Source organism: Chelatococcus sp. KU-N122, from assembly GCF_055391085.1.
Genome location: NZ_AP043981.1, coordinates 3,005,529 through 3,028,100, shown reverse-complemented (window position 1 = coordinate 3,028,100; position 22,572 = coordinate 3,005,529). Strand labels below are relative to the sequence as shown.

17 protein-coding genes are annotated in these 22,572 nt (G+C 69.6%); 10 read left to right on the top strand and 7 right to left on the bottom strand.

Annotated elements, in window-relative coordinates:
* Positions 1–6 precede the first annotated feature (6 nt).
* From ACZ5PO_RS13580 to ACZ5PO_RS13570, 3 genes are all read right to left on the bottom strand, one after another.
* Entirely contained in the window at positions 7–1,230 is a 1,224-nt protein-coding gene (locus ACZ5PO_RS13580) for an acyl-CoA dehydrogenase (protein ID WP_464194238.1), read from the bottom strand.
* A 137-nt stretch (positions 1,231–1,367) separates the two neighbouring features.
* Positions 1,368–2,351, bottom strand: a complete 984-nt coding sequence (locus ACZ5PO_RS13575) for a transporter (RefSeq protein WP_464194236.1) — start codon at positions 2,349–2,351, stop codon at positions 1,368–1,370.
* Positions 2,352–2,648: 297 nt separating this feature from the next.
* Complete coding sequence (locus ACZ5PO_RS13570; RefSeq protein WP_464194234.1) at positions 2,649–4,259, bottom strand: inorganic phosphate transporter; 1,611 nt, start codon at positions 4,257–4,259, stop codon at positions 2,649–2,651.
* Positions 4,260–4,434: 175 nt separating this feature from the next.
* Here ACZ5PO_RS13570 and ACZ5PO_RS13565 point away from each other — a divergent pair, with 175 nt between their 5' ends.
* Positions 4,435–4,926, top strand: a complete 492-nt coding sequence (locus ACZ5PO_RS13565) for a hypothetical protein (RefSeq protein WP_464194232.1) — start codon at positions 4,435–4,437, stop codon at positions 4,924–4,926.
* 268 nt (positions 4,927–5,194) lie between these two features.
* Positions 5,195–6,859, top strand: a complete 1,665-nt coding sequence (locus ACZ5PO_RS13560) for an AMP-binding protein (protein ID WP_464194230.1) — start codon at positions 5,195–5,197, stop codon at positions 6,857–6,859.
* Positions 6,860–6,933: 74 nt separating this feature from the next.
* On the opposite strand, the gene ACZ5PO_RS13555 is transcribed toward ACZ5PO_RS13560, so the two are convergent.
* A complete protein-coding gene (locus ACZ5PO_RS13555) occupies positions 6,934–8,172 on the bottom strand; it encodes an aspartate kinase (RefSeq protein ID WP_464194228.1) in 1,239 nt (412 codons plus the stop codon).
* Positions 8,173–8,749: 577 nt separating this feature from the next.
* Between ACZ5PO_RS13555 and rplS the strand changes: the two genes are divergently transcribed.
* Both rplS and ACZ5PO_RS13545 read left to right on the top strand, forming a co-directional pair.
* Entirely contained in the window at positions 8,750–9,157 is a 408-nt protein-coding gene (rplS, locus tag ACZ5PO_RS13550) for a 50S ribosomal protein L19 (RefSeq protein ID WP_464194226.1), read from the top strand.
* 297 nt (positions 9,158–9,454) lie between these two features.
* Entirely contained in the window at positions 9,455–10,996 is a 1,542-nt protein-coding gene (locus ACZ5PO_RS13545) for a N,N-dimethylformamidase beta subunit family domain-containing protein (RefSeq protein ID WP_464194224.1), read from the top strand.
* A gap of 8 nt (positions 10,997–11,004) precedes the next feature.
* Here ACZ5PO_RS13545 and ACZ5PO_RS13540 read toward each other — a convergent pair whose 3' ends face one another.
* Entirely contained in the window at positions 11,005–11,403 is a 399-nt protein-coding gene (locus ACZ5PO_RS13540; RefSeq protein ID WP_464194222.1) for a hypothetical protein, read from the bottom strand.
* Between the two features lie 398 nt (positions 11,404–11,801).
* Here ACZ5PO_RS13540 and leuC point away from each other — a divergent pair, with 398 nt between their 5' ends.
* From leuC to ACZ5PO_RS13520, 4 genes are all read left to right on the top strand, one after another.
* Positions 11,802–13,217, top strand: coding sequence for a 3-isopropylmalate dehydratase large subunit (leuC, locus tag ACZ5PO_RS13535; protein WP_464194220.1), 1,416 nt, complete (start codon positions 11,802–11,804; stop codon positions 13,215–13,217).
* Between the two features lie 4 nt (positions 13,218–13,221).
* Complete coding sequence (locus ACZ5PO_RS13530) at positions 13,222–13,650, top strand: metallopeptidase family protein (protein WP_464194218.1); 429 nt, start codon at positions 13,222–13,224, stop codon at positions 13,648–13,650.
* Between the two features lie 77 nt (positions 13,651–13,727).
* The gene (leuD, locus tag ACZ5PO_RS13525) at positions 13,728–14,336 is read left to right on the top strand and encodes a 3-isopropylmalate dehydratase small subunit (protein ID WP_464194216.1); all 609 of its coding nucleotides are present in this window, start codon (positions 13,728–13,730) and stop codon (positions 14,334–14,336) included.
* Between the two features lie 127 nt (positions 14,337–14,463).
* On the top strand, positions 14,464–16,629 hold the full coding sequence (locus tag ACZ5PO_RS13520) for a hypothetical protein (protein ID WP_464194214.1): 2,166 nt from the start codon (positions 14,464–14,466) through the stop codon (positions 16,627–16,629).
* Positions 16,630–16,661: 32 nt separating this feature from the next.
* Here ACZ5PO_RS13520 and ACZ5PO_RS13515 read toward each other — a convergent pair whose 3' ends face one another.
* Positions 16,662–17,855, bottom strand: a complete 1,194-nt coding sequence (locus tag ACZ5PO_RS13515; protein ID WP_464194212.1) for a polysaccharide biosynthesis/export family protein — start codon at positions 17,853–17,855, stop codon at positions 16,662–16,664.
* A 100-nt stretch (positions 17,856–17,955) separates the two neighbouring features.
* Between ACZ5PO_RS13515 and ACZ5PO_RS13510 the strand changes: the two genes are divergently transcribed.
* Both ACZ5PO_RS13510 and ACZ5PO_RS13505 read left to right on the top strand, forming a co-directional pair.
* Positions 17,956–19,287, top strand: a complete 1,332-nt coding sequence (locus ACZ5PO_RS13510; RefSeq protein WP_464194210.1) for an alpha-amylase family glycosyl hydrolase — start codon at positions 17,956–17,958, stop codon at positions 19,285–19,287.
* Between the two features lie 95 nt (positions 19,288–19,382).
* A complete protein-coding gene (locus ACZ5PO_RS13505) occupies positions 19,383–21,185 on the top strand; it encodes a glucan ABC transporter ATP-binding protein/ permease (RefSeq protein ID WP_464194207.1) in 1,803 nt (600 codons plus the stop codon).
* Between the two features lie 96 nt (positions 21,186–21,281).
* Here the strand turns inward: ACZ5PO_RS13505 and ACZ5PO_RS13500 are convergent, their stop codons facing one another.
* Positions 21,282–22,571 carry an HlyC/CorC family transporter gene (locus ACZ5PO_RS13500; RefSeq protein ID WP_464194205.1) on the bottom strand — a complete coding sequence of 430 codons (1,290 nt, stop codon included), beginning with the start codon at positions 22,569–22,571 and terminating at the stop codon, positions 21,282–21,284.
* Between the last annotated feature and the right edge of the window lies 1 nt (position 22,572).

Here is a 22,572-nt window from a genome sequence, read left to right as displayed (position 1 = left end):
GTGGGCCTAGAAGAACGCCTGCAGGCCGGTCTGCGCCCGGCCCAGGATCAGCGCGTGGATGTCGTGCGTGCCTTCGTAGGTGTTCACCGTCTCCAGGTTCTGGGCGTGGCGCATGACGTGGAATTCCTGGGCGATGCCGTTGCCGCCGTGCATGTCGCGGGCGACGCGGGCGATGTCGAGCGCCTTGCCGCAATTGTTGCGCTTGACGAGAGAGACCATCTCCGGCGCCATCCGTCCGTCATCGAACAGGCGGCCGACGCGCAAGGAGGCCTGCAGGCCGAGCGCGATCTCGGTCTGCATGTCGGCGAGCTTCTTCTGCACCAGCTGGGTCGCGGCCAGCGGCCGGCCGAACTGCTTGCGGTCGAGCGTATAGGCCCGTGCCCGGTGCCAGCAGTCTTCCGCCGCCCCCATGGCGCCCCAGGAGATGCCGTAGCGGGCGCGGTTCAGGCAGCCGAACGGGCCCTTGAGGCCTGAGACGTTGGGCAGCAGCGCGCTCTCCGTCACCTCGACGTCGTCCATCACCACCTCGCCGGTGATGGAGGCACGCAGGCTGAGCTTGCCCTCGATCTTGGGGGCCGAGAGGCCCTTCAGCCCCTTCTCCAGGATGAAGCCGCGGATCTCGTTGTTATGGGCCGCAGACTTCGCCCAGATCACGAAGACGTCGGCGATCGGGGCGTTGGAGATCCACATCTTGGCGCCGTTGATCCGGTAGCCGCCGTCGATCTTCTCGGCCTTGGTCTTCATGCCGCCGGGGTCGGAGCCGGCGTCCGGCTCGGTCAGGCCGAAGCAGCCGACCCATTCGCCCGAGCCCAGCTTGGGCAGATAGGTGCGGCGCTGGCTCTCGTCGCCGTAGGCGTAGATCGGATACATCACCAGCGACGACTGCACGCTCATCATCGAGCGGTAGCCCGAATCGACGCGCTCCACCTCGCGCGCCACCAGGCCGTAGGAGACATACGAGGCGCCGGCGCAGCCGTAGTCCTCGGGCACCGTGACGCCGAGCAGCCCGAGCTCGCCCATCTCGTTGAAGATGGCGCGATCGGTGGTCTCGCGGGCGTAAGCCTCGATGACGCGCGGCGCCAGCTTCTCCTGCGCATAGGCACGCGCCGTGTCGCGGATCATGCGCTCGTCGTCGGTCAGCTGGTCATCGAGGAGGAACGGGTCCTCCCACACGAAGCCGGCTGGCCGGGCGGCGGACTCGTGCCGCTGGGATGGTTGCGCCTCGACCATGGCTCTCTCCTGGCATCGTTGGGCAGATCCTACGCCAGCGAGATAAGGCCAAGTGCACCTATGCGACAAGCCGCGCGGAAACAGGCATGGCGGCGCATACCCCGCCTCTACGTCATAGCGAGCCGACCCCGCAGTGCTCAGAGCAGGCGCATGCGCCGCAGCACCACCGCCGTCACGATGGCGACGACAGCGATGAGCAGCATGCCCCACCAGAAGCCGTAGTCGTTCTGCAGGCCCGGCAGGCCGCCGAGGTTCATGCCGAAGATGCCCGAGATCAGCGTCATCGGCAGGAAGATGACGGTGACGATCGACAGCACGTAGAGATTGCGGTTGGTCTCTTCCGCCAGCCGGCTCGACAGCTCGTCCTGGAGCAGGCGCGCCCGCTCCTGGATCAGGTCGAGGTCGTGGCCCAACGCGTCCAGGCGCTCGACGGCCTTGCGCAGCCGGGCGGCCTCCGGCTCTCCCACCCATTCGGGCAGCCGCGTCACCAGCGCCATCAGGGCGTGCTTCTGCGGCACCAGGTGGCGCCGGATACGGGCGGTGAGGCGGCGGACGCGGCCGAGGTCGGCGCTCTTGTCGGAGATCTGGCCGGCGAGGATCGGGTCCTCGACCTCGTCGAGCTGCTGGCCGAGGCGGTCCATGGCGCCGTCGAGCGCACTGGCGATGTAGTGGAACAGCTCGACGATGAGATCGATCGGCCGGCGCACCTTCAACCCGTCGGCGATCGCGTGGCGTAACTGGTCGGCGGCCTTGAGCGGCAGCCGCCGCGTGCTGATGACGCAGTGGTCGTCCACATAGAAGTGCAGCAGGCCGACGTCGTCGGCCTGGGTGTGGAGGTCGTGGTGCAGGTCGCCGACGACGCCGGCGATGCCGTCGCCCACCGGATCGATCCGCACGTGCCGGTCGTCGGCGAGGAGGACGTCGCGCGCCCGCCGCGGCACGTGCTCGCACGCATCGACCCACTCGCGGGCCCGCACGTCGGTGAGGTTGAGGTGCAGCCAGACGACGCCGCTGCGCGAGGCCAGCGCCTTGTCCATATCGCCCCAGGCGACGACCTCGGTGCCGTTCGGGTAGATGGCGAAGCCACAGATGAGGCCGGTGTGGTCGGTCAGCGCGATCATCGTCGGCCTCTCAGCCCAGAAGCAGCCCGTTGCCGTCGGGGGGACGAGCCCCGGAGCGCGTCTCGCCGATCAGATGCCCCCATCCGATCGGTAAGGCTCCAGAGCATTTCGCCATTGGATGGCGATCATCCAATGGCGCAGACATGCTCATAACGTTTTGAATCCGGAGCGTTCTTTTGCGATTGAGTGATTTCAGCCAATCGCGAGGCGCTCCAGGCGCGGTATGGCCGGGCACCTGGCCCGGCCATCCATCGACTGCGGGCCGGCGACGCGTGCGCCGCCGGCCGTGAGGTGTGCTCAGAAGATGTGGCGGAAGATGTAGAACAGCGTGGCCGAGAGCGTGATGGCCGCCGGCAGCGTCAGCACCCAGGCCAAGGCCAGGTTGCGGATGGTCGATAGCTGCAAGCCGGAGCGGTTGGCCGCCATGGTGCCGGCGACACCCGACGACAGCACGTGCGTGGTGGAGACAGGCAGGCCGTAGACATCCGCCGCGGCAATGGTGGACATGGCCACCAACTCGGCGGACGCGCCCTGGGCGTAGGTCAGGTGCGTCTTGCCGATCTTCTCGCCGACGGTGACCACGATCCGGCGCCAGCCGACCATGGTGCCGAGGCCGAGCGCGATGGCGACGGCGATCTTGACCCAGAGCGGAATGAACTTGGTCGCCGAGTCCAGGCTGGACTTGAAGCCCTTGAGGATCGCGACCTCGTCCGGCGACAGCTCGTTCTCCTTGTCCTTGAGCAGGAAGCGGATCGCCTCCGAGGCGAGGTACATGTCGTTACGGGTGTTCCCGACGGCGGCTGACGGCAGCTTGTCGATCGAGCCGTACTTGGTGACCTGGCTGCTCACGTCCTGCACCAGCAGCGACAGGGCAGGATAGGTGCCGCCGGTGATCTCGCGCCGCGACACATAGGCCGACACGACCGTGCGCGGGTCGCCGATGATGTTGTAGCCTTCCGCCTTGCCGGCGATGACCTTGGCGGCCGCCGTGGAGGTCTGCTCGTAGCGCGCCAGCTCGCTCTCCGGCAGCGACCGGTTCAGCGCGTAGGCGGTGGGCACGACGCCGATCAGGATCAGCATGATCAGGCCCATGCCCTTCTGGCCGTCGTTGGAGCCGTGGGCGAAGCTGACGCCGGTGCAGGTGAGGATCAGCAGGCCGCGGATCCACAGCGGCGGGGCGACGCCGGGCTTGGGCTCATTGTAGAGGGCGGGATTGCGCACCAGCACCTTGAGCGTCAGCAGCAACAGCGCGGCCGCGAAGAAGCCGACCATCGGCGACAGCAGCAGCGACCAGCCGATTTCGGTCGCCTTCGACCAGTCGACGCCCGCCGTGCCATCCTTGCCGCTCATCAGCGCGTTGGCGATGCCGACGCCGATGATCGAGCCGATCAGCGTGTGCGAGCTGGAGGCCGGCAGGCCGAGCGCCCACGTCCCGAGGTTCCAGATGATCGCCGCGATGAGCAGCGCGAACACCATGGCGAAACCGGCACCGGAGCCGACCTGCAGGATGAGCTCGACCGGCAGGAGCGAGATGATGCCGAAGGCGACCGCGCCGGTCGACAGCAGGACCCCGAGGAAATTCCACAGCCCCGACCACATCACCGCGACGTGGGGGTTGAGGGAGTTGGTGTAGATCACCGTGGCGACCGCGTTGGCGGTGTCGTGGAAGCCGTTCACGAACTCGAAGCCCAGCGCGATGAACAGGGCCACGCCGAGCAGGAGGAACGGCAGGACAGCCGTCGGATGGGCGTCCACGGCCACGACGTCGTGGTAGAGGCTGTAACCGGTGTAGAGCAGGCCCGCCGCCAGCAATCCCAGGAACAGGATGGCGGTGCCAGCCCCCATCGGGGCGTCGAGTTTCGGCCTGCCCGACGGCGCAGCGACGGACGGCGCAGTGATATCGCTCATGAGAGTGGCTCCCCTGCTTCTCGCCGCTTTGAAAACCTCTCGTGTTACATCCATGTGACCGGCCGCCGCTGGGCTGTTGAGCCGTGGTGCAACGGCCTCCTTTTGCAGCTACATTCTGCCGTCGATATCGCAGGCAGGCGATTCCTGTTGGAGAGGAGCTGCGGCGGAGATGGTGTTGACGCGTTGGCTTCCCCGCACATCACATACGCTGCTGCGCCAAGGCGCCAGCGTCTTCACGGGCCCTCTCGTCTGCCTGGCGGCGCTGGCCGCTATGGCCTTGGGGGCCGGTGGCGCGCTCGCGGGCCCGGCGGCGGCCGGGCCGCCACGCATCGTCGCCCCGTCGCAGGTGACGGTGGTGACCGGCTCGATCTTCCGGATCGGCACCCAGACCTATCAGATCTCGGGCATGCGGACGGCGCGCATCGTGCGTGCCCAATGCTTCTACGAGAAGCGCGTCGGCCGGACGGCGCAGCGGGCGCTCAGGCGGCTGCTGTCGCGCGGCCCGATCGAAGTGACGCCCGCCGGCGGCACCAACCTGATGGGCTTCCCCTTCGTCAACGTGAAGGCCAAGGGGCAGGACGTCCGCCAGCGCATGATCGCTCGCGGCTATGCGATTCCGCGTGCCGCCCTCAACGACCGCCGCAATCCCTGGTGCGTGCAGCCGTAGGCTGCGGCAGCCGCATCAATGGGCGGCCGGGCTGAGCCCTGCCCTGGCGAGGCATGGAGGCGCGTCCTCCTGCAGCGTGGCGGCCGGGCTCGACGCGGCTGCCCGACCACTAGAGCATTTCGCCATTCGATGCGGTCATCCAATGGCAGAGAAATGCTCATGACTTTTTGAATCTGGAGCGCTTCTCTCGCGGTTGGGTGAGTCCACCCATTCGCGACGCGCTCCAGACCAAAACGAGCCCGACGGGCCTTTCAGGGGAGAACAGCCGATGTCCACCTCACATCCGGCGTCGACTGCAGACTACGCCGGCTTCACGGCCGGCTTCCGCGCCGAGGACCTATGGGCCGAGATCGCGAGCCCCGGCCCGGTGCTCAACGCCTGCATCGCCTGCTGCGATCGCCACCCGGCCGATCGACTGGCGCTGATCTACGACGGCAAGGGCGGCGTCACCCGCGAGGTCACGTTCGGCGAGCTGAAGGAGCGGGCCGAGCGCTTCGCCCATGTGCTCGTGCGCCTCGGCGTGAAGCCGGGAGACCGCATCGCCGCCATGCTGCCACGCATCCCCGAGCTCCTGGTGGTCATGCTGGGCGCGTGGCGCGCCGGCGCCGTCTACGTGCCGCTATTCACCGCCTTCGGCCCCAAGGCGATCGAGACCCGCGTCAAGGGCAGCGACGCCAAGGTGGTCGTTACCGACGCCGCCAACCGGCCCAAGCTCGACGAGGTCGACGGCTGTCCGCCGGTCATCCTGGTCAACCGTGGCGGCGGCGCGGCCGGTGCCGGCGACCGCGATTTCGACGCCGAGCTCGCCCAGTCGACGGGCAGCTTCGCGCCGGTGGCACGCCAGCCGGGCGACCTCTTCCTCATGCTGTTCACCTCCGGCACGACAGGCTCGCCCAAGGGCGTCGGCGTGCCGCTCACGGCGCTCGCCGCATTCCTCGCCTACATGCGCTATGCCGTCGACCTGAGGCCCGAGGACCGCTTCTGGAACATCGCCGACCCGGGCTGGGCCTACGGCCTCTACTACGCCGCGACCGGGCCGCTGCTGATGGGCCACGCCACGCTGTTCTGCGAGGACGCGTTCTCGGTCGACACCTTCTATCGTGTGGTCAAGCAGTACGGCATCACCAACCTCGCCGGCGCGCCGACCGCCTATCGCCTGCTGATGGCCGCCGGCGACGGCCCGGCCGCCCAGATCAAGGGACAGCTTCGCGTCGTCTCCAGCGCCGGCGAGCCGCTGAATGCCGAAGTGATTCGCTGGTTCGCCCGCGCGCTCGAAGCGCCGATCCACGACCACTATGGGCAGACCGAGATGGGCATGGTGCTGTGCAACCACCACGCCCTGCCTCACCCCGTGCACGAGGGCGCCGCCGGACTGGCGCTGCCCGGCTACCGGATCGTCGTCGTCGACGACGACGGCCGCGAGCTCGGCGCCGGCGCGCAGGGCCAGCTGGCGATCGACCGCGAGAGCTCGCCGCTGATGACGTTCGCCGGCTATTGGCAGCGCGATCCCCTGCCCGCCTCCGACCGCTATTACCTCACCGGCGACACCGCCGAGCAGAACGACGACGGCACCATCAGCTTCTTCGGCCGCGCCGACGACGTCATCACCTCGTCCGGCTACCGCATCGGCCCGTTCGACGTGGAGAGCGCGCTGATCGAGCATCCGGCGGTGGCCGAGACGGCGGTCATCGGCAAGCCGGACCCGGAGCGCACCGAGGTGGTCAAGGCCTTCGTCATCCTGAGACCCGGCCACGAGGGCACGGCGGCGCTGGCCGAGGAGTTGCGCCAGCACGTCCGCCATCGGCTCTCGGCGCACGCCTATCCGCGCGAGATCGACTTCGTCGCCGAGCTGCCCAAGACGCCGTCAGGCAAGATCCAGCGCTTCATCCTGCGCCACGCGGAGGTGGCGCGCGGCGCGGGCGGGGCCTCCTGACGCCGAGGCCTCCTGACGCGCTGCGGCCGGGCTTGCCCGGCCGCGCCATCCGCTCTCGGCGGCGGCCGTCGCGCTCAGACCTTGTCCAGCCCGTAGAGCGAGTGCAGCGTGCGCACGGCAAGCTCGGTGTAGGCGGCATCGATCAGCACCGAGAACTTGATCTCGGAGGTGGTGATCGCCCGGATGTTGATGCCCTTCTCGGCGAGCGCCCGGAAGGCCTTGGCGGCGACGCCGGCATGGCTGCGCATGCCGATGCCGATGGCCGAGACCTTCACCACGTCGGTGGCGCCCTGCAAGGTGGCGTAGCCGACGGCGCCGTGCGCTTCCTCCAGGATGGAGCGCGAGCGCTCATAGTCGGCGCGCGGCACGGTGAAGGTGATGTCCGTCGTGGTGGTGTCGTCGGAGACCACCTGGATGATCATGTCGACGTTGATGTTGGCATCGGCGAGCGGCCCGAAGATGGCGGCGGCGACGCCCGGCTTGTCCGCCACGCGGCGTAGCGTGAGCTGGGCCTCGTCCTTGGAATAGGCGATGCCGGTGACGACCTGCTGTTCCACGATCTCCTCCTCGGCGCAGATGAGCGTACCGGACTTGGGGTCGGCCGGATCGTCGAAGGACGAGCGCACGTAGGTGCGCACCCCATGCACCATGGCGAGCTCGACCGAGCGCACCTGCAAGACCTTGGCCCCGAGCGAGGCCATCTCCAGCATCTCCTCGAACGAGATGCGGTCAAGCCGGCGGGCGCGATCGTCGATGCGCGGATCGGTGGTGTAGACGCCGTCCACGTCCGTATAGATGTCGCAGCGGTCCGCCTTGATGGCGGCGGCAAGCGCCACGGCACTGGTGTCGGAGCCGCCGCGGCCCAGCGTGGTGACACGGCCGGTGGCCTTGTGCAGCCCCTGGAAGCCCGCGACCACGGCGACCTCGTGGCGCTCCTTGAAGCGGGCGACGAGCTCCGAGCCGTCGACGCCCTGGATGCGGGCCGAGCCGTGCGCGCCGTCGGTGAGGATGGGGATCTGCCACCCCTGCCACGAGCGGGCCTGGATGCCCATCTCCTGCAGCACGATGGCGAGCAGGCCCGCGGTCACCAGCTCGCCCGACGCGACGACGGCGTCGTACTCGCGCGCATCATGCATGAGCGAGGCGTCCCGGCACCAGCCCACGAGCTCGTTGGTCTTGCCGGACATGGCCGAGACGACCACCGCCACCTCGTGACCGGCGTCCACCTCGCGCTTCACGTGGCGGGCGACGTTGCGGATGCGCGCGACGTCCGCGACGGACGTGCCGCCGAACTTCATCACCAGCCGGGCCATGGCACAACACAACGACTTTACGCCGCGGAACGGTCGCGGACTTGCGAAAGGAACCGCGCGTATATGGAGCGGGCCTGCCGGTGTCAACGTGGGCCGCCCGGCGCTGCCAACGACGACCGGAGCGCGGGCCTATCGCTGCGGCGCTGACGGGGAGCCGCCTGGCCGTCTTGCCTGCCGCGGCGCCAGCCCGGGCGCCGCAGGGGTGGAAGGGCCACCTCGCAGCGGCCCTCCCGGGGTCAGAATGCAAATCGCGTCACACGGCAACGACGTGTCAGGCGAAGCGGATCCCGGTCGAGGTCGAGACCCAGTTCACACAAGCGCGCGATTGCAGCTCTTGACGATCAGACACTGGATCACCTCCTTTCGGTTCGTTGACGACAGTGCGAGGATGGCAGCGTTGGCTCCATCTCGCAAGCGCAGCAGGACAGCGGTCTTTTCGCTGCGCTGCGCCGAAACGCCCCGGGACGGATACCTCGACAATGGGGCCGCGCTCGTGTATTGGCGCAGCTCCAACTCACAACAGCGTCGCCGAAACGCTTGTGGTTCCGCATGGACCGCACCGGCAGGAGTCATGGCCATGAACATCATCGAAGAGCTCGACCGCGAGCAGATCACCAAGCTCGCCGCCGCTCGCAGCGTCCCCGATTTCCAGCCGGGCGACACGGTGCAGGTCAACGTCAAGGTTCGCGAAGGCGAGCGCTCGCGCGTGCAGGCCTATGAAGGCGTGTGCATCGCCCGCGCCGGCGGCGGCATCAACGAGAGCTTCACCGTCCGCAAGATCTCCTACGGCGAAGGCGTCGAGCGTGTGTTCCCGCTCTATTCGCCGATGATCGACTCGATCAAGGTGGTCCGGCGCGGCAAGGTGCGGCGCGCCAAGCTCTATTATCTGCGCGATCGCCGCGGCAAGTCGGCCCGCATCGCCGAGCGCACCGACCGGCCGGCCAAGGCCGAGCGCGCTGCGGCCACGCCTCCCGCCGCCGAGTAAGGCCGACGGAAGCGTAAGCTTTCTTCTAAAGGCGTAACGCAAGCTGGACAGGCGCGCCGATCGGCCGGGCCGCCCGGCAGGGCAGAGCGCTGCGCGGTTCGGTGGCCGGATGAACCTTCCGGGGCGCCAATCTGCGCGGCGGCTCGTACTTCGGCGAGGTCGGCCTCGCCCCGGACGGCTTCGGCGCCGCCATCCTCTGCGGCACCACACTGCCGGACGGCCAGGTCGCCAACCGCGACTGCCCGCGCTAGGTTTTGCCCCGGCCGGGCCCTCCTCTCGCCCGGCGGGAGGTCATTCATGCTCGCCTGCTACGTCGACCGTCCGAGCGTGCAGCCGGGCGAGCGCTTCGCCATCCACGCCAGTGGCCACGGCCGTCCTTGCGGTCTCCGCATCAGCCGCGTCGGCGTCGCCGAAGAGCTCGTCCTCGAGCGGAGCGGCCTCGTGCCGCCGGCGGTCGACGTGCCCGCGGAGGCCGACCGCAACGGCTGCGGCTGGCCGGTGCTCACCGAGGTCGAGGCGGGCGCGGACTGGCGCCCGGGCTACTACGACATCGCCCTGGTGGCGGAGGATCGGACGGTCGCGCGGCACTTCGTCTGCGTGCGCTCGCATCCCGAGCGGCGTGCCGGCGCGGCGCTGCTCGTGCTCAACACCAACACCTACAACGCCTACAACTACTTCGGCGGCCGTTCGGCCTATTGCGACGTCGGCGCCTTGCTGGAGCGCCGACTGCCGCTGGCCGAGGCGATGGAAGGCGCCATCGGCGTGCTGTCGACCCAGCGTCCGTTCCCGCCCATGCTGCTGACACCGCCGGCCGACGTGCCCCGGCTGGTCACGCCGCACAAGCGCGGCCTCAATGAGCGCCCCCGGGGGCTGGACCCGGAGTGGGCCAGGGCGCACCGCACCTCGCCATACGATTTTTCGGCCGGGTTCATCCACAAATGGGAGCACGCCTTCGTCGCCTGGTGCGAGGCGAAGGGCATCGCGCTCGATTATGCGACCGACTACGACCTCGACGTCGACCCGCATGCCGTCGACGGCTTCCGCTGCGTCGTGCTGGCCGGCCACAGCGAATACTGGTCGGAGCCGCAGCGCGACCGGCTGGAGGCCTTCGTCGACGGTGGCGGCGGGCTCGCCATCTTTTCCGGCAACACCGCCTTCTGGAAAGTGCGCCACGAGAACGACGGCCGCACCATGGTCTGCCACAAATGGCGGGGCTTCGAGGCCGACCCGCGGGCGCTCGAGGACCCTGGGGCCGCGACGCACCTCTGGTCTCACCGGCGCTTCGGCCGGCCCGAAGCCGAGATCACCGGCCTCAGCTTCATCTTCGGCGGCTATCACCGCCTCGGCAACTGCATCTCGCGCGGCGCCGGCGGCTATACCGTCTACGACGAGCGGCATTGGGCGCTCGCCGGCGCCGACCTCGGCTATGGCGACGTGGTCGGCGCGGAGGTGCCGCTGCTGGGCTACGAGAACGATGGCTGCCGCTTCGCCTTCGGCAGCGACGGACGCCTGATCCCCCGGCCCGGGCTCGGCGTGCCGGCGTCGCTCGAGATCATCGCGGTCGCGCCGACCGCCTTCGGCGAGGATCCGGCGTCGCCCTATCGGCCCCTGATCCCGCCCGAGCGGACCGACGTCGTGCTCCGCGACGCCCTCGACGAGCACGATGCCGACGCCGAGCGCCGACTGCTGCGTGGCCATGCGGTGATGGCCTCGTTCCGCCGCGGCCGCGGCGAGGTGTTCAACGGGGGCACGACCGAATGGGCCCACGCCCTGGCGGCGCACGACCCGTTCATCGAGCGGATCACGGCGAATGTGCTGCGGCGCTTCGGGGCGCTCTGACCCGATGCCTACGCAGGCGCCACGGCGCCCTCGCGGCTGGCGGTACGCCGCGAGATCAGGTAGCCGGCGAGCACGTCGACGAGAATGATCACCGTGAGCAGCAGGAACACGCTCGTGCCGCACTTGGGCACGAGCAGGAACTCGGCGATGCAGACGATGAGCAGCACCAGCGACAGCGCATGGTTGACCATGGTGGCGGCCCGGGAGCCGATCGAGACCATTTCGACGAACAGCAGCGCCAGCGCGACGATGAGGATGGTGTCGCCGGTGGTGATGTTCCAGGCTACACCCGAGGGCAGCGGCAGATGGCCGACGATGGTGCCGAGCGTGCCCGTACCGAAGACGATCAGGACGTTGTACGCAATGACGACCAGCACCAGGAACGGGAAGGCAAGAAGAAGGCTCATGGCGTAGGCTCCCTTCGACCGCGGTCATGCCGTGTCGGGATGCGAAGCACAAGGGGCCCTTCACCCGATGGTGAGCCGCGGCGTTCAACGGTTTTGGCCGCAACGGGATTGATTGTCTGCGCCGTTTGGAGCGGCTATAAAGAATTGATGACGATCGTTGCAAATTCGCACGGACTGTTGCCGCATGCCGCCTCCATGGGCGCGGGCACGCCGGCGCGCGTCATTCTGCACGATCACACCCGGCTGCCGGGACGCTTCTTCGGACGGCTGACGGCGTCGGTACAGGCGGAGCTTAGGCGCTAGCGCGCGATCCCGCGCCGGCGCAGGTCGACGGCAGCTGCCGAGCCCGCCCTCGTTCCGCCCATCCCGCCTTCTCGGCCCACCTTTCTTTTCCATCCATGAGACCGGCCATGCCTCCCCGTACGCTCTACGACAAGATCTGGGACGACCACGTCGTCGACACGCAGCCCGACGGCACCAGCCTGCTGTACATCGACCGCCACCTCGTGCACGAGGTCACCTCACCGCAAGCCTTCGAAGGCCTGCGCGTCGCCGGCCGCAAGGTGCGCGCCCCGGCCAAGACGCTCGCCGTCGTCGACCACAACGTGCCCACCAGCGACCGCAGCAAGGGCATCGACGATCCCGAGGCGGCGACGCAGATCGAGACCCTGGCGCAGAACGCCAAGGATTTCGGCATCCTGTATTTCAACGAGCGCGACGTCCGTCAGGGCATCGTCCACATCATCGGGCCCGAGCAGGGCTTCACCCTGCCCGGCACCACCATCGTCTGCGGCGACAGCCATACCTCGACGCACGGCGCCTTCGGCGCGCTGGCCCACGGCATCGGCACCTCGGAAGTCGAGCACGTGCTCGCCACACAGACGCTGGTGCAGAAGAAGGCCAAGAACATGCGCGTCACGGTGGACGGCGCGCTGCCGCCGGGCGTGACCGCCAAGGACATCATCCTCGCCATCATCGGCGAGATCGGCACCGCCGGCGGCACCGGCCATGTCATCGAATACGCCGGCGAGGCGATCCGCGCGCTGTCGATCGAAGGCCGCATGACCGTGTGCAACATGTCGATCGAGGGCGGCGCCCGGGCCGGCCTGGTGGCCCCGGACGAGAAGACCTATGCCTACCTCGAGGGCCGGCCGATGGCGCCAAAGGGCGAGGCTCTCGCCGCCGCGCGCCGCTTCTGGGAGACGCTGCGCTCCGACGATGGCGCCCATTTCGACGCCGAGATCCGGCTCGACGCGGCGGCGTTGCCGCCGATCGTGACCTGGGGCACGAGCCCGGAGGACGTGATCTCGGTGACCGGCCGCGTGCCCGATCCGGAGCAGATCGCGGACGAGGCCAAGCGCCTCTCCAAGCACCGGGCGCTGGAGTACATGGGCCTCGCCGCCGGCACGAAGATCACCGACATCGCGCTCGACCGGGTGTTCATCGGCTCGTGCACCAACGGCCGCATCGAGGACCTGCGCGAGGTCGCCCGGCTGGTCGAGGGCAAGACGGTGAATGCCAACGTCAACGCCATGGTGGTGCCGGGCTCGGGCCTGGTGAAGGTGCAGGCCGAGGCGGAAGGGCTCGACAAGATCCTGATCGCCGCCGGCTTCGACTGGCGCGAGCCCGGCTGCTCCATGTGCCTCGCCATGAACGCCGACCGGCTGTCGCCGCACGAGCGCTGCGCCTCCACCTCGAACCGCAACTTCGAGGGCCGCCAGGGCTTCAAGGGCCGCACCCATCTGGTGTCGCCCGCCATGGCGGCGGCGGCGGCCATCGAGGGCCACTTCGTCGACATCCGCACCTGGGGCTGAGACCTTGGGCCGGGCGCAACCTCCGAGCATCGGCGCCGATGCTCTCGCGCCCGGTCTCGAGGATCTGGAGCGCCTCGCCGACGAGGCCTTCGCCGCGCTACCGGAGCAGTTCCAGGCGCTCTGCGAGGGCCTGGTGATCCGCATCGAGGACTTTCCGGACGACGAGACCCTGGATCAGATGAAGTGCGAGACCGCCTTCGACCTCCTGGGCCTCTTCCGCGGCCACGGGCTCGCCCAGCAGGGCGCCGGGCCGCAGACCGGGCAGTTCCCGAACATGGTGTTCCTCTACCGCCGCCCGATCCTGGACTACTGGGCGGAGAACGAGGAGACCCTGGGATCGATCGTGACGCACGTGCTGGTGCACGAGATCGGCCACCACTTCGGCCTGTCGGACGCCGACATGGAGGCCATCGAGGCGGCGGCGGGAAGCTAGAGCGTCCGCCGCTCTGGAGCATCCGCCCCGGAGCGCGCACCGGGTTTCGCTATCAACCTATCGATGGACCAACGGACATGGACAAGTTCACGACGCTGACCGGGGTCGCGGCCCCGCTGGAGATCATCAATGTCGACACCGACATGATCATCCCCAAGCAATACCTGAAGACGATCAAGCGCACCGGCCTCGGCAAGGGCCTGTTCTCCGAGATGCGCTACAAGGACGACGGCTCGGAGAACCCGGACTTCGTGCTGAATCAGCCGGCCTATCGCAAGGCCCAGATCATCGTGGCCGGCGACAATTTCGGCTGCGGCTCGTCGCGCGAGCACGCCCCCTGGGCGCTGCTCGACTTCGGCATCCGTTGCGTCATCTCCACGTCGTTCGCCGACATCTTCTACAACAACTGCTTCAACAACGGCATCCTGCCGATCGCCGTGTCGCAGGACGACCTCTACAAGCTGTTCGACGATGCCAAGCGCGGCGCCAACGCCACCCTGACCATCGACCTGGAGGCCCAGGAGATCCACGGGCCGGACGGCGGCGTGGTGCATTTCGACATCGACCCGCAGCGCAAGGCCAAGCTGCTCTCCGGGCTCGACGACATCGGCGTGACCACCAAGGAGAAGGGGCCGGCGATCGATGCCTACGAGCACAAGGCGGCCGAGCGGCGTCCCTGGCTGTGACGGCGTGCCGGGCCGACGGATGGATGGCCTGCCCCGGCTGTGATGAGGGCTGGAGTTAATTCCACGGATCCTTAACGTCCAGGTGGGACAAACCTCGATCTGCGTCCGCCGGATGGTGAGCTGAGCCGTGGCCCTCGTGGTCGACCAAACCGACGCCGCGCCGCAGCGCGCACCGCCGGCGCGTCGTTCGGTCGGCGAGTGGCTGCGGCGTTGCGCCTTCCATTGGCGTGCCTTCCTGTTCTGGCTGCTGCTGCCGATCCTGGCGGCGCTGCTGCTGGCATCCCTCCTCCCCACCACCTACGAGGCCGAAGCACGCCTGCTGGTCCGCGTCGGCAGTGACTATGCGGCCGCCGCCGGATCCAGCGGGACCGTCGATCCCGCCCGGATCGCGCGGACCGAGACCGGCATCCTGGCGGGCGACGCGGCGCGTCGTGCGGCGCTGCAAGCGGTCGGCCCGCGGACGGTCTATCCGCAGTTGGCGCTGGCGACGCCTGCCCCGGCGGGGGGGGTGCTCGACGAGGCGGTGCGCCTGCTGGGCGAGCAGCTGCGGGTGGAGAGCGAGCCGAACTCGTTCATCTTCCGCATCGCGTTCCGCCACGCCGACCCGGCCGTCGCCGCCGCTGTCGTGGACGGCGTCGTCAAGGCCTTCATCGACCAGCGGCGCCTCCTCTTCTTGCAGGACCAGAGCAAGGCGCTGGCCGAGGCGCGCGACCAGGTGAAGGCCGAGCTCGACGCTGCCGAGCGCGGCATCGCCGCCGTGCGCAAGACGAACGGCAGCTTGGAGCTCGGCGCCCGGCGCGCGGATCTGGCCGATCGCCGGCAAGAGCAGGAGGAGCTGTTGCGCCGGCTGGAGGCGCGTCGCGCCGGCCTGGACGGCGCCGCTGCGGCGAGCCGCGCGGCCCAGCCGGCCCCCAGCCCGCCGAAGCCCCCGTCCGCCGCAGAGCGGGCACGCTCGTGGGAGTCGGAGCAGCTCCGGCAGCGCCTGAACGAGGCGCAGGCCGACCGGGCGCGATTGATCAGCATCTTCGGACCGCAATCGACGGCCATTCTCGACCGCCAGATCGCCGTCCTGAGGAAGCAGCTGGACACTGAGCCGGCGCCCGCCGGCGTGCCGGACCGGCGCCCCCCGCCCCCGCCGCGCGACCCGCTCGCTGCCGACCGCAGCAGGCTCGATGGCGACATCGCCACGGCGACCGAGCAGCTCAGGGAGATCAGGGCGCAGTTGCGGGCCGCCGACGAGCGGCTCAGCGCGCTCGCGCAGTCGGACGAGCTCGCGCCGTTGCTGCGTCGCCAGGCGGCACTGGCCGAGCTCTACGGCGACTATGCGCGGCGGGCGGAGCAGGCGGCGCTCGACGACAGGACGCGCCCGGACCAATCCGCCAACGTCATTGTGATCGAGCCGGCGCGGGTCCCGACCCACCGGCACGACGGGCGGACCCTGCTTCTCGCCGGCGGGCTGGCGCTCGGCTTGCTGCTGGGGCCCGTCGCTGCCCTGGTGATGGCAGCGACCCGGCGCGCCCTGCTGACGCCCGGCGATGCGGCGCGCCTGGGCGTTCCCTGCCTCGGCACGACGGCGCCGCCCGGCCGTGGACGTCGGCCGCGGAACGGCACGGCTGGCCCTCGCGCTGCGGACCATCTGCCGCGTCTCAACGAGGTCCTGCCGATCGTGCACGCGCTGCGCGCTGCACAGGCGCCGAACGGGACGGCGCCCCATACGATCCTCTTCGTGTCCCTGCCGCCCGAGACCGGGAGCGGCCACGTCCTGGTTCGCGACGTGGCGACGGCGCTGGCCGAGGACGAGGGCAAGCCTGTGCTCCTCGTCGACGCGGCGAGCAACGTCCACAACAGCTATTTCGCCGCCGGGAAGCTGATCGCCGAGCCGATGGCGGAGGCGTTCATGGGGCCCGCCCAGCCCGACCCCGGCGAGACGCGCCTGCCGCCGCAGGCGGCGGCCACCGGCGCCCGGGCCGTGGTGCTGCGCGCCCGCCGGGTGGTCGGCGCGCCGCTCTTCGTCGCCCGCGCCGAGGATGCCCTGCCCGCGCTGGCTGCGCTGCGGGCGGCCAAGGGCGGGGTCGGCGACGACGAGCTGAGCCGCCGCTTCGTCCGCATCGTCATCGACGGCTCGGCGGCACTGAACGACTTCCGCATCCTGCGCGAGACGGCGAGCGCCGACGGCACCGTCGTCATGCTGACCGCGGCAGCCACGACCGAGGGCGAGGCGCGCCGCCTCGTCGACCGGATCGGCGCCCTGGGCGGGCACGTGCTCGGCACCGTGCTCCTGGACCAGCGTTAGAGCGCGGCGCGATCGGGGGGAATCAAGGACGCTCAGCCGGGCGTGCAGGGCACGGGTGCCGGTGGCGCGGCAGGCGAGGTCTGCTCCGGTGGCGCCATGCTCCGGCCGGCCGTCGTGACGACCTGCCAGATATCCGCGAACCGCGCCGGCGCCGGCGCGTAGGCGACGTAGATGAGATCGCGATCCCGCACCAGGGCCTTTCCGGCGTAGAAGAAGCCCAACGCGCTGCGCATGTCGAAACGGTAGACCGTCGCCGACGAGGGCGCCGCCGCCTCGAAGCGGTACAGGTAGACAGCGGCCGCATCGCCGCGCCCCTCGCCCAGGCCGCCGGCCCGCGCCAGCGCGTCCGCAACGGTCACGGTGGGCGCGTCGAAAACGAATCGGCCCGCCTGGCCCGACGCGCCGATGACGTTGTAGCTGCGCTGGCGGCGGTGCACGTAGACGGTGTCGCCGGGCTCGAGGGCGATATTGGTCGAGGGCTTGGCCACGAGCTCGTCGAGGCTCGTCGTGGTCGAGCGGCCGTGCCGCTGCAACGTCACGTAGGTCTCGAAGCCCTCGGCTTTCGGGCCGCCGGCCCGCGTGATGCCGTCGAGGATGCGCGTGGGCGCATTGCTCAGGGCAAAGCGCGCGGGCGCATTCACCTGGCCCAGCACGCTGACGTCGGCCGCCCGCCTGTCCTGCACGGTCACGATCACCTGCGGCTCGATCGAACGGGGCTTGAGCTTCTCGACGATGACGTCCTGCAGCTCGCCGACGGTGAGGCCCGCCGCCTTCACCGTGCCCGCATAGGGAACGGAGAGCCCGCCGTCGCCGTCGATGGCCTGGCGAGGCAGCTCGACGAAATTGCCGGGCCGCGCGCCCGCCTGGAGCGGGATGAACAGGCCGCCGGCGGCCGCCTCGAACACGGTGATGCTGACCACGTCGCCCTTGCCCAGGCGGAGACCCGGCGGCCGGCCCGCATCGGCGAAGCCTGCGGCAGGCTCCGGCGCCGACCGCGCGAGCCGCGGCAGGGTTTCGGCGTTGACGTCGACGAGGCAATAGCTCAACCCGTCCGGCGGCGCTGCCGGCACCCCGAGAGCGGGGCCGTTGCGCGGCGGGAAGCAGCCGGAGAGGCCGAGACCGATGACGGCGACGGCCGCGAACCGCGGCCAGCGAGGGCCTGCGGCACGACAAGCCGCGCGGGCGTCGCCCGCGTCCTCGTCTCGGCGCTGCGTGATTCGTGCCATGGTCCCTACCCGGAACCCAGGGCATCCATTTACGGTTAAGGGCCGGTTAACCGGACGGCGAAGACGCTGTTTCTCAACGTTTTAGCAAGGACGAGGCGACATGCCCGATTGGGTCAAGCATGCGGTGTTCTGGCACGTCTATCCGCTCGGCTTCGTCGGCGCCGAGGCGAAGGCGCCAGCCGCGGAGGGCGTCGTCCACCGTCTGGGGCATCTGGAAGCCTGGCTCGACTACGCTGTCGAGCTCGGCGCCAGCGGCCTGATGCTGGCGCCGATCTTCCGCTCGGCGACGCACGGCTACGACACCGTCGACTACTTCCGGATCGACCCGCGGCTCGGCGACGATAAGGATTTCGACCGGCTCGTCGCCGCCGCCCATGGGCGCGGGCTTAAGCTGGTGCTCGACGGCGTCTTCAACCACGTCGGCCGCGACTTCCCGGCGTTTCGCGCGGCGCTGGCGCACGGGCCCGGCGCGCCGGAGGGAGCCTGGTTCCGGCTCACCTGGCCCGTGGACGCGGCCGCCGGCGCCGAACCGGATTACGCGACGTTCGAGGGCCACCGGCAGCTGGTCGCGCTCGACCATGGCGAGGCGGCCGTGGCCGATCACGTGAGCCGGGTGATGATGCACTGGCTCGGCCGCGGCGCCGACGGCTGGCGGCTCGATGCCGCCTATGCGGTGCCGCCGGCCTTCTGGTCCCAGGTGCTGCCGCCCGTGCGCGCCGCCTTCCCGCACGCCTACGTGTTCGGCGAGGTGATCCACGGCGACTATGCCGCGATCGTGCGGGCCAGCGGCGTCGATGCGGTGACCCAGTACGAGCTGTGGAAGGCGATCTGGAGCGCGCTCAACGATCGCAATTTCTTCGAGCTCGCCTGGGCGCTCGATCGCCACAACGGCCTTCTCGACACCTTCGTGCCCCTCACCTTCGTCGGTAACCACGACGTCACGCGCCTGGCCAGCCGGCTCACCGACGACAGGAACCTGCCGCTGGCCCTGGCGATCCTCATGACGGTAGGCGGCACCCCGACGATCTACGCGGGCGACGAGCAGGCGTTTCGCGGCGTCAAGGAGAACCGCGTCGGCGGCGACGATGCGGTCCGCCCCACCTTTCCGGCCACACCGGCGGATCTGGCGCCCTACGGCTGGCCGACGTACCGCCTGCATCAAAACCTGATCGGGTTGCGCCGGCGCCATCCGTGGCTGGCCGAGGCCAGGACGACGGCCGTCCACCTGGCCAACGGCCAGCTCACCTACGAAACCCGCCGCGGCAGTGAGGCGCTGATCGTCGCGCTCAACCTCGCGGATACGCCCGCCGCGCAGCCGGCGCCTCACGCCGGCGCCGTGCTCGCCGGCGCGGCCCAGCTGCGCGATCCGCGGGGCCCGGCTTGTCGGGTGGAGCTGCCGGCCCACGGCTGGGCGGTCCTGAGCCGGGCTTGATCGCGCGGCTCGATTAAAACACTTGCTTGAGCCCGACGGACAAGGCAGAGCATGCGCGCCTGCGGCGGCTCGCCGCGGATCGCTGACGCTGCGCCATGAGCCTTCTGCGCCTCTATATCCGCATCCTATCCGAGTTGCGCGACGAGCGCGGATTGGTGCTGCTGCTCGCCTTCGCCAACATCCTGCTGGCGGTGGCGCAGTTCGCCGAGCCGGTGCTGTTCGGCCGCATCGTCGACGTCCTGACCAAGGCTCAGGCGGCCCAGGCACCCCCGACCTTCGCCACGCTGGCGCCGCTGATCGGCGCCTGGGTCGGCTTCGGCCTGTTCACCATCGCCGCCGGTGCGCTGGTGGCGCTCCACGCCGACCGGCTGTCGCACCGGCGCCGGCTCGCCATGGTCGCGACCTACTTCAACCACGTGCTGTCGCTGCCGCTCTCGTTCCATGGCTCCACCCATTCGGGCCGTGTGCTCAAGGTGATGATCGAGGGCAGCAACGGCATGGCGTCGCTGTGGCTGTCGTTCTTCCGCGAGCACTGCGCCTCCTTCGTCACCCTCGGCGTGCTGCTGCCGGCGAGCCTGATCCTCAACTGGCAGCTCGGGCTGCTGCTCGTGGTGCTGGTTTGTGTCTTCGCGGTCGTCACCTTCGTCGTGCTGCGCAAGACCGAGAGCCTGCAGGGCTCGGTGGAGCGCTACCACACGGATCTCGCCGAACGGGCCTCCGACGCGCTCGGCAACGTGCCGGTGATCCAGAGCTTCACCCGGGTCGAGGCGGAGGTGAGCGCCATGCGCGCCACCATCGACCGGCTGCTGGCGGCGCAGAAGCCGGTGCTGTCCTGGTGGGCGCTGGCCAGCATCGCCAGCCGCGCCTCGGCGACGCTCACCGTGCTCGCCGTGTTCCTGATGGGCACCTGGCTCAACCTCAACGGCCAGGCCACCGTGGGCCAGGTGGTGACGTTCATGAACCTGGCGACGCTGCTGATCTCGCGCCTGGAGCAGACGGTCGGCTTCGTCAACTTCATCTTCATGCAAGGCCCCAAGATCGGCGAGTTCTTCGAGGTGCTCGACACCACCGCCACGGTGGCCGACCGGCCCGGCGCGCGTCCGCTCGGCAAGGTCGTCGGCGAGGTGAGCTTCGACGACGTGAGCTTCTCCTACGACGGCCGCAAGCCCGCGGTGCTCGACGTCTCCTTCACCGCCAGGCCCGGCGAGACGATCGCGCTGGTGGGCTCCACCGGCTCCGGCAAGTCGACGACACTCGCCCTGCTGCACCGGACCTTCGATCCGCAGTCCGGCCGCATCCTCATCGACGGCACCGACCTGCGCGACACGACGCTGACCTCGCTGCGCCACGCCATCGGCGTGGTCTTCCAGGAGCCCATGCTGTTCGCCCGCTCGATCCGCGAGAACATGCAGGCCGGCAAGCCGGACGCGACGGACGCCGAGATCTACGACGCCCTCGAACGGGCCCAGGCGAGCGATTTCATCGCCCGCCAGCCGGACGGCATCGACACCATCGTGGGCGAGCGCGGCCGCTCACTGTCGGGCGGCGAGCGCCAGCGGCTGTCGATCGCCCGCGCGCTGCTCAAGAACCCGCCGATCCTGATCCTCGACGAGGCGACCAGCGCGCTCGACGCCACGACGGAAAGCAAGCTGCAGAAGGCGCTGGCCGAAGTCATGAAGGGGCGGACCACCTTCGTCATCGCCCACCGGCTGGCGACGATCCGCGAAGCCGACCGCATCGTCGTCTTCAACAAGGGCTCCATCATCGAGGCCGGCTCGTTCGACGAGTTGGTGGCCAAGGGCGGCGTCTTCGCCGGGCTCGCCAAGGCGCAGTTCATGGCGGGAGCGGCGCAAGAGCAGGCCCCCGAGGCCCGGCATGCCGCGGCTGCTGGCGGGTAGTCGCTCTGCGGACTGATTTGAGTTTTGAGTGGATGGATGGCCGGGTCAAGCCCGGCCATCCATCCACTTGGAAACTAAGTCCTGTGACCGCCCAGCTCAGGCCTGCCGGGCCAACGGCGTGACCCGCAGCAGGGTGATGCGGTTGCGGGCGCGGCGCATCACCTGGAAGCGGAAGCCGTGGAAGGTGAAGGCCTGGCCGGGCTCCGGGATCGTCTGTGCCTCGTGGATGACGAGGCCGGCGATCGTCGTCGCCTCATCGTCCGGCAGATGCCAGTCCATGGCGCGGTTGAGATCGCGGATCGGCACGCTGCCCTCGATGAAGACGGCGCCGTCCGGCTGCGGCCGCACGCCCTGCATGGCGATATCGTGCTCGTCCTTGATGTCGCCGACGATCTCCTCGAGGATGTCCTCGAGCGTGACCAAGCCCATCACCTCGCCGTACTCGTCGACCACCAGCGCGAAGTGGTTCTTCTTGGCGAGAAAGGCCTTGAGCTGGTCCTCCACCGGGTTGGTATCCGGCACGAACCAGGGCTCCGAGGCGATGGCGGCGATATCGAGCCTCGCCGCATCGCCATCGGCGGCATAGAGGGCGCGCAGCAGGTCCTTGGCGTGGACCACGCCGATGATGTTCTCCGGCGTGCCGCGCCAGACCGGCAGGCGCGTGTGGGGCGAGGCCAGCACCTCGCGCACCAGCTCCACCGGCGGCAGATCCGCGTTGAGTGTGCGCATCTTGGTGCGGTGGACCATGAGGTCGGAGACCTCCAGATCACCCAGGTCGAGCAGCCCGCCCAGCATGTCGCGCGTGTCCTTGACCACGCCGCCCTCGCGGTGGAACAGGTCGACCTGGCCGCGTAGCTCCTCGGAGGCGGACAGCACCGCCTTGTTCTCGCCCATGCGCAGGCCGAAGGGCCGCAGCGCGACGCGCACGAACCATTCAATGGCGAGCGTCACCGGGCCGAACAGCGCGACGAAGAATGCGACCGGCCGCGCCAGGATCAGCGCTGCACGCTCGGGCGAGTTGATCGCCACGGTCTTCGGCATGATCTCGGCGAAGATGATGACGAGCACCGACACGACGGCGGTGGCGTAGATGACGCCCGCATCGCCGAAGATCGCCACCATCACGCTGGTGGTCAAAGCCGAGGCGCCGATGTTGACGATGCTATTGCCGATCAGCATGGCGCCGATCAGCCGCTCCTTGATGTTCAGCAACCGGTTGACGATCGCCGCGCGCGCGTCGCCGCCCATCTCCAGAGCGTGCATCCGCGCCCGTGACGCGGCCGTCAGCGCCGTCTCCGAGCCGGAGAAGAAGGCCGACATGACCAGGCACAGCGCGACGATGCAGACGGCGATCCACAGATCCGGGGTCAGATCGATGTCGGCCATC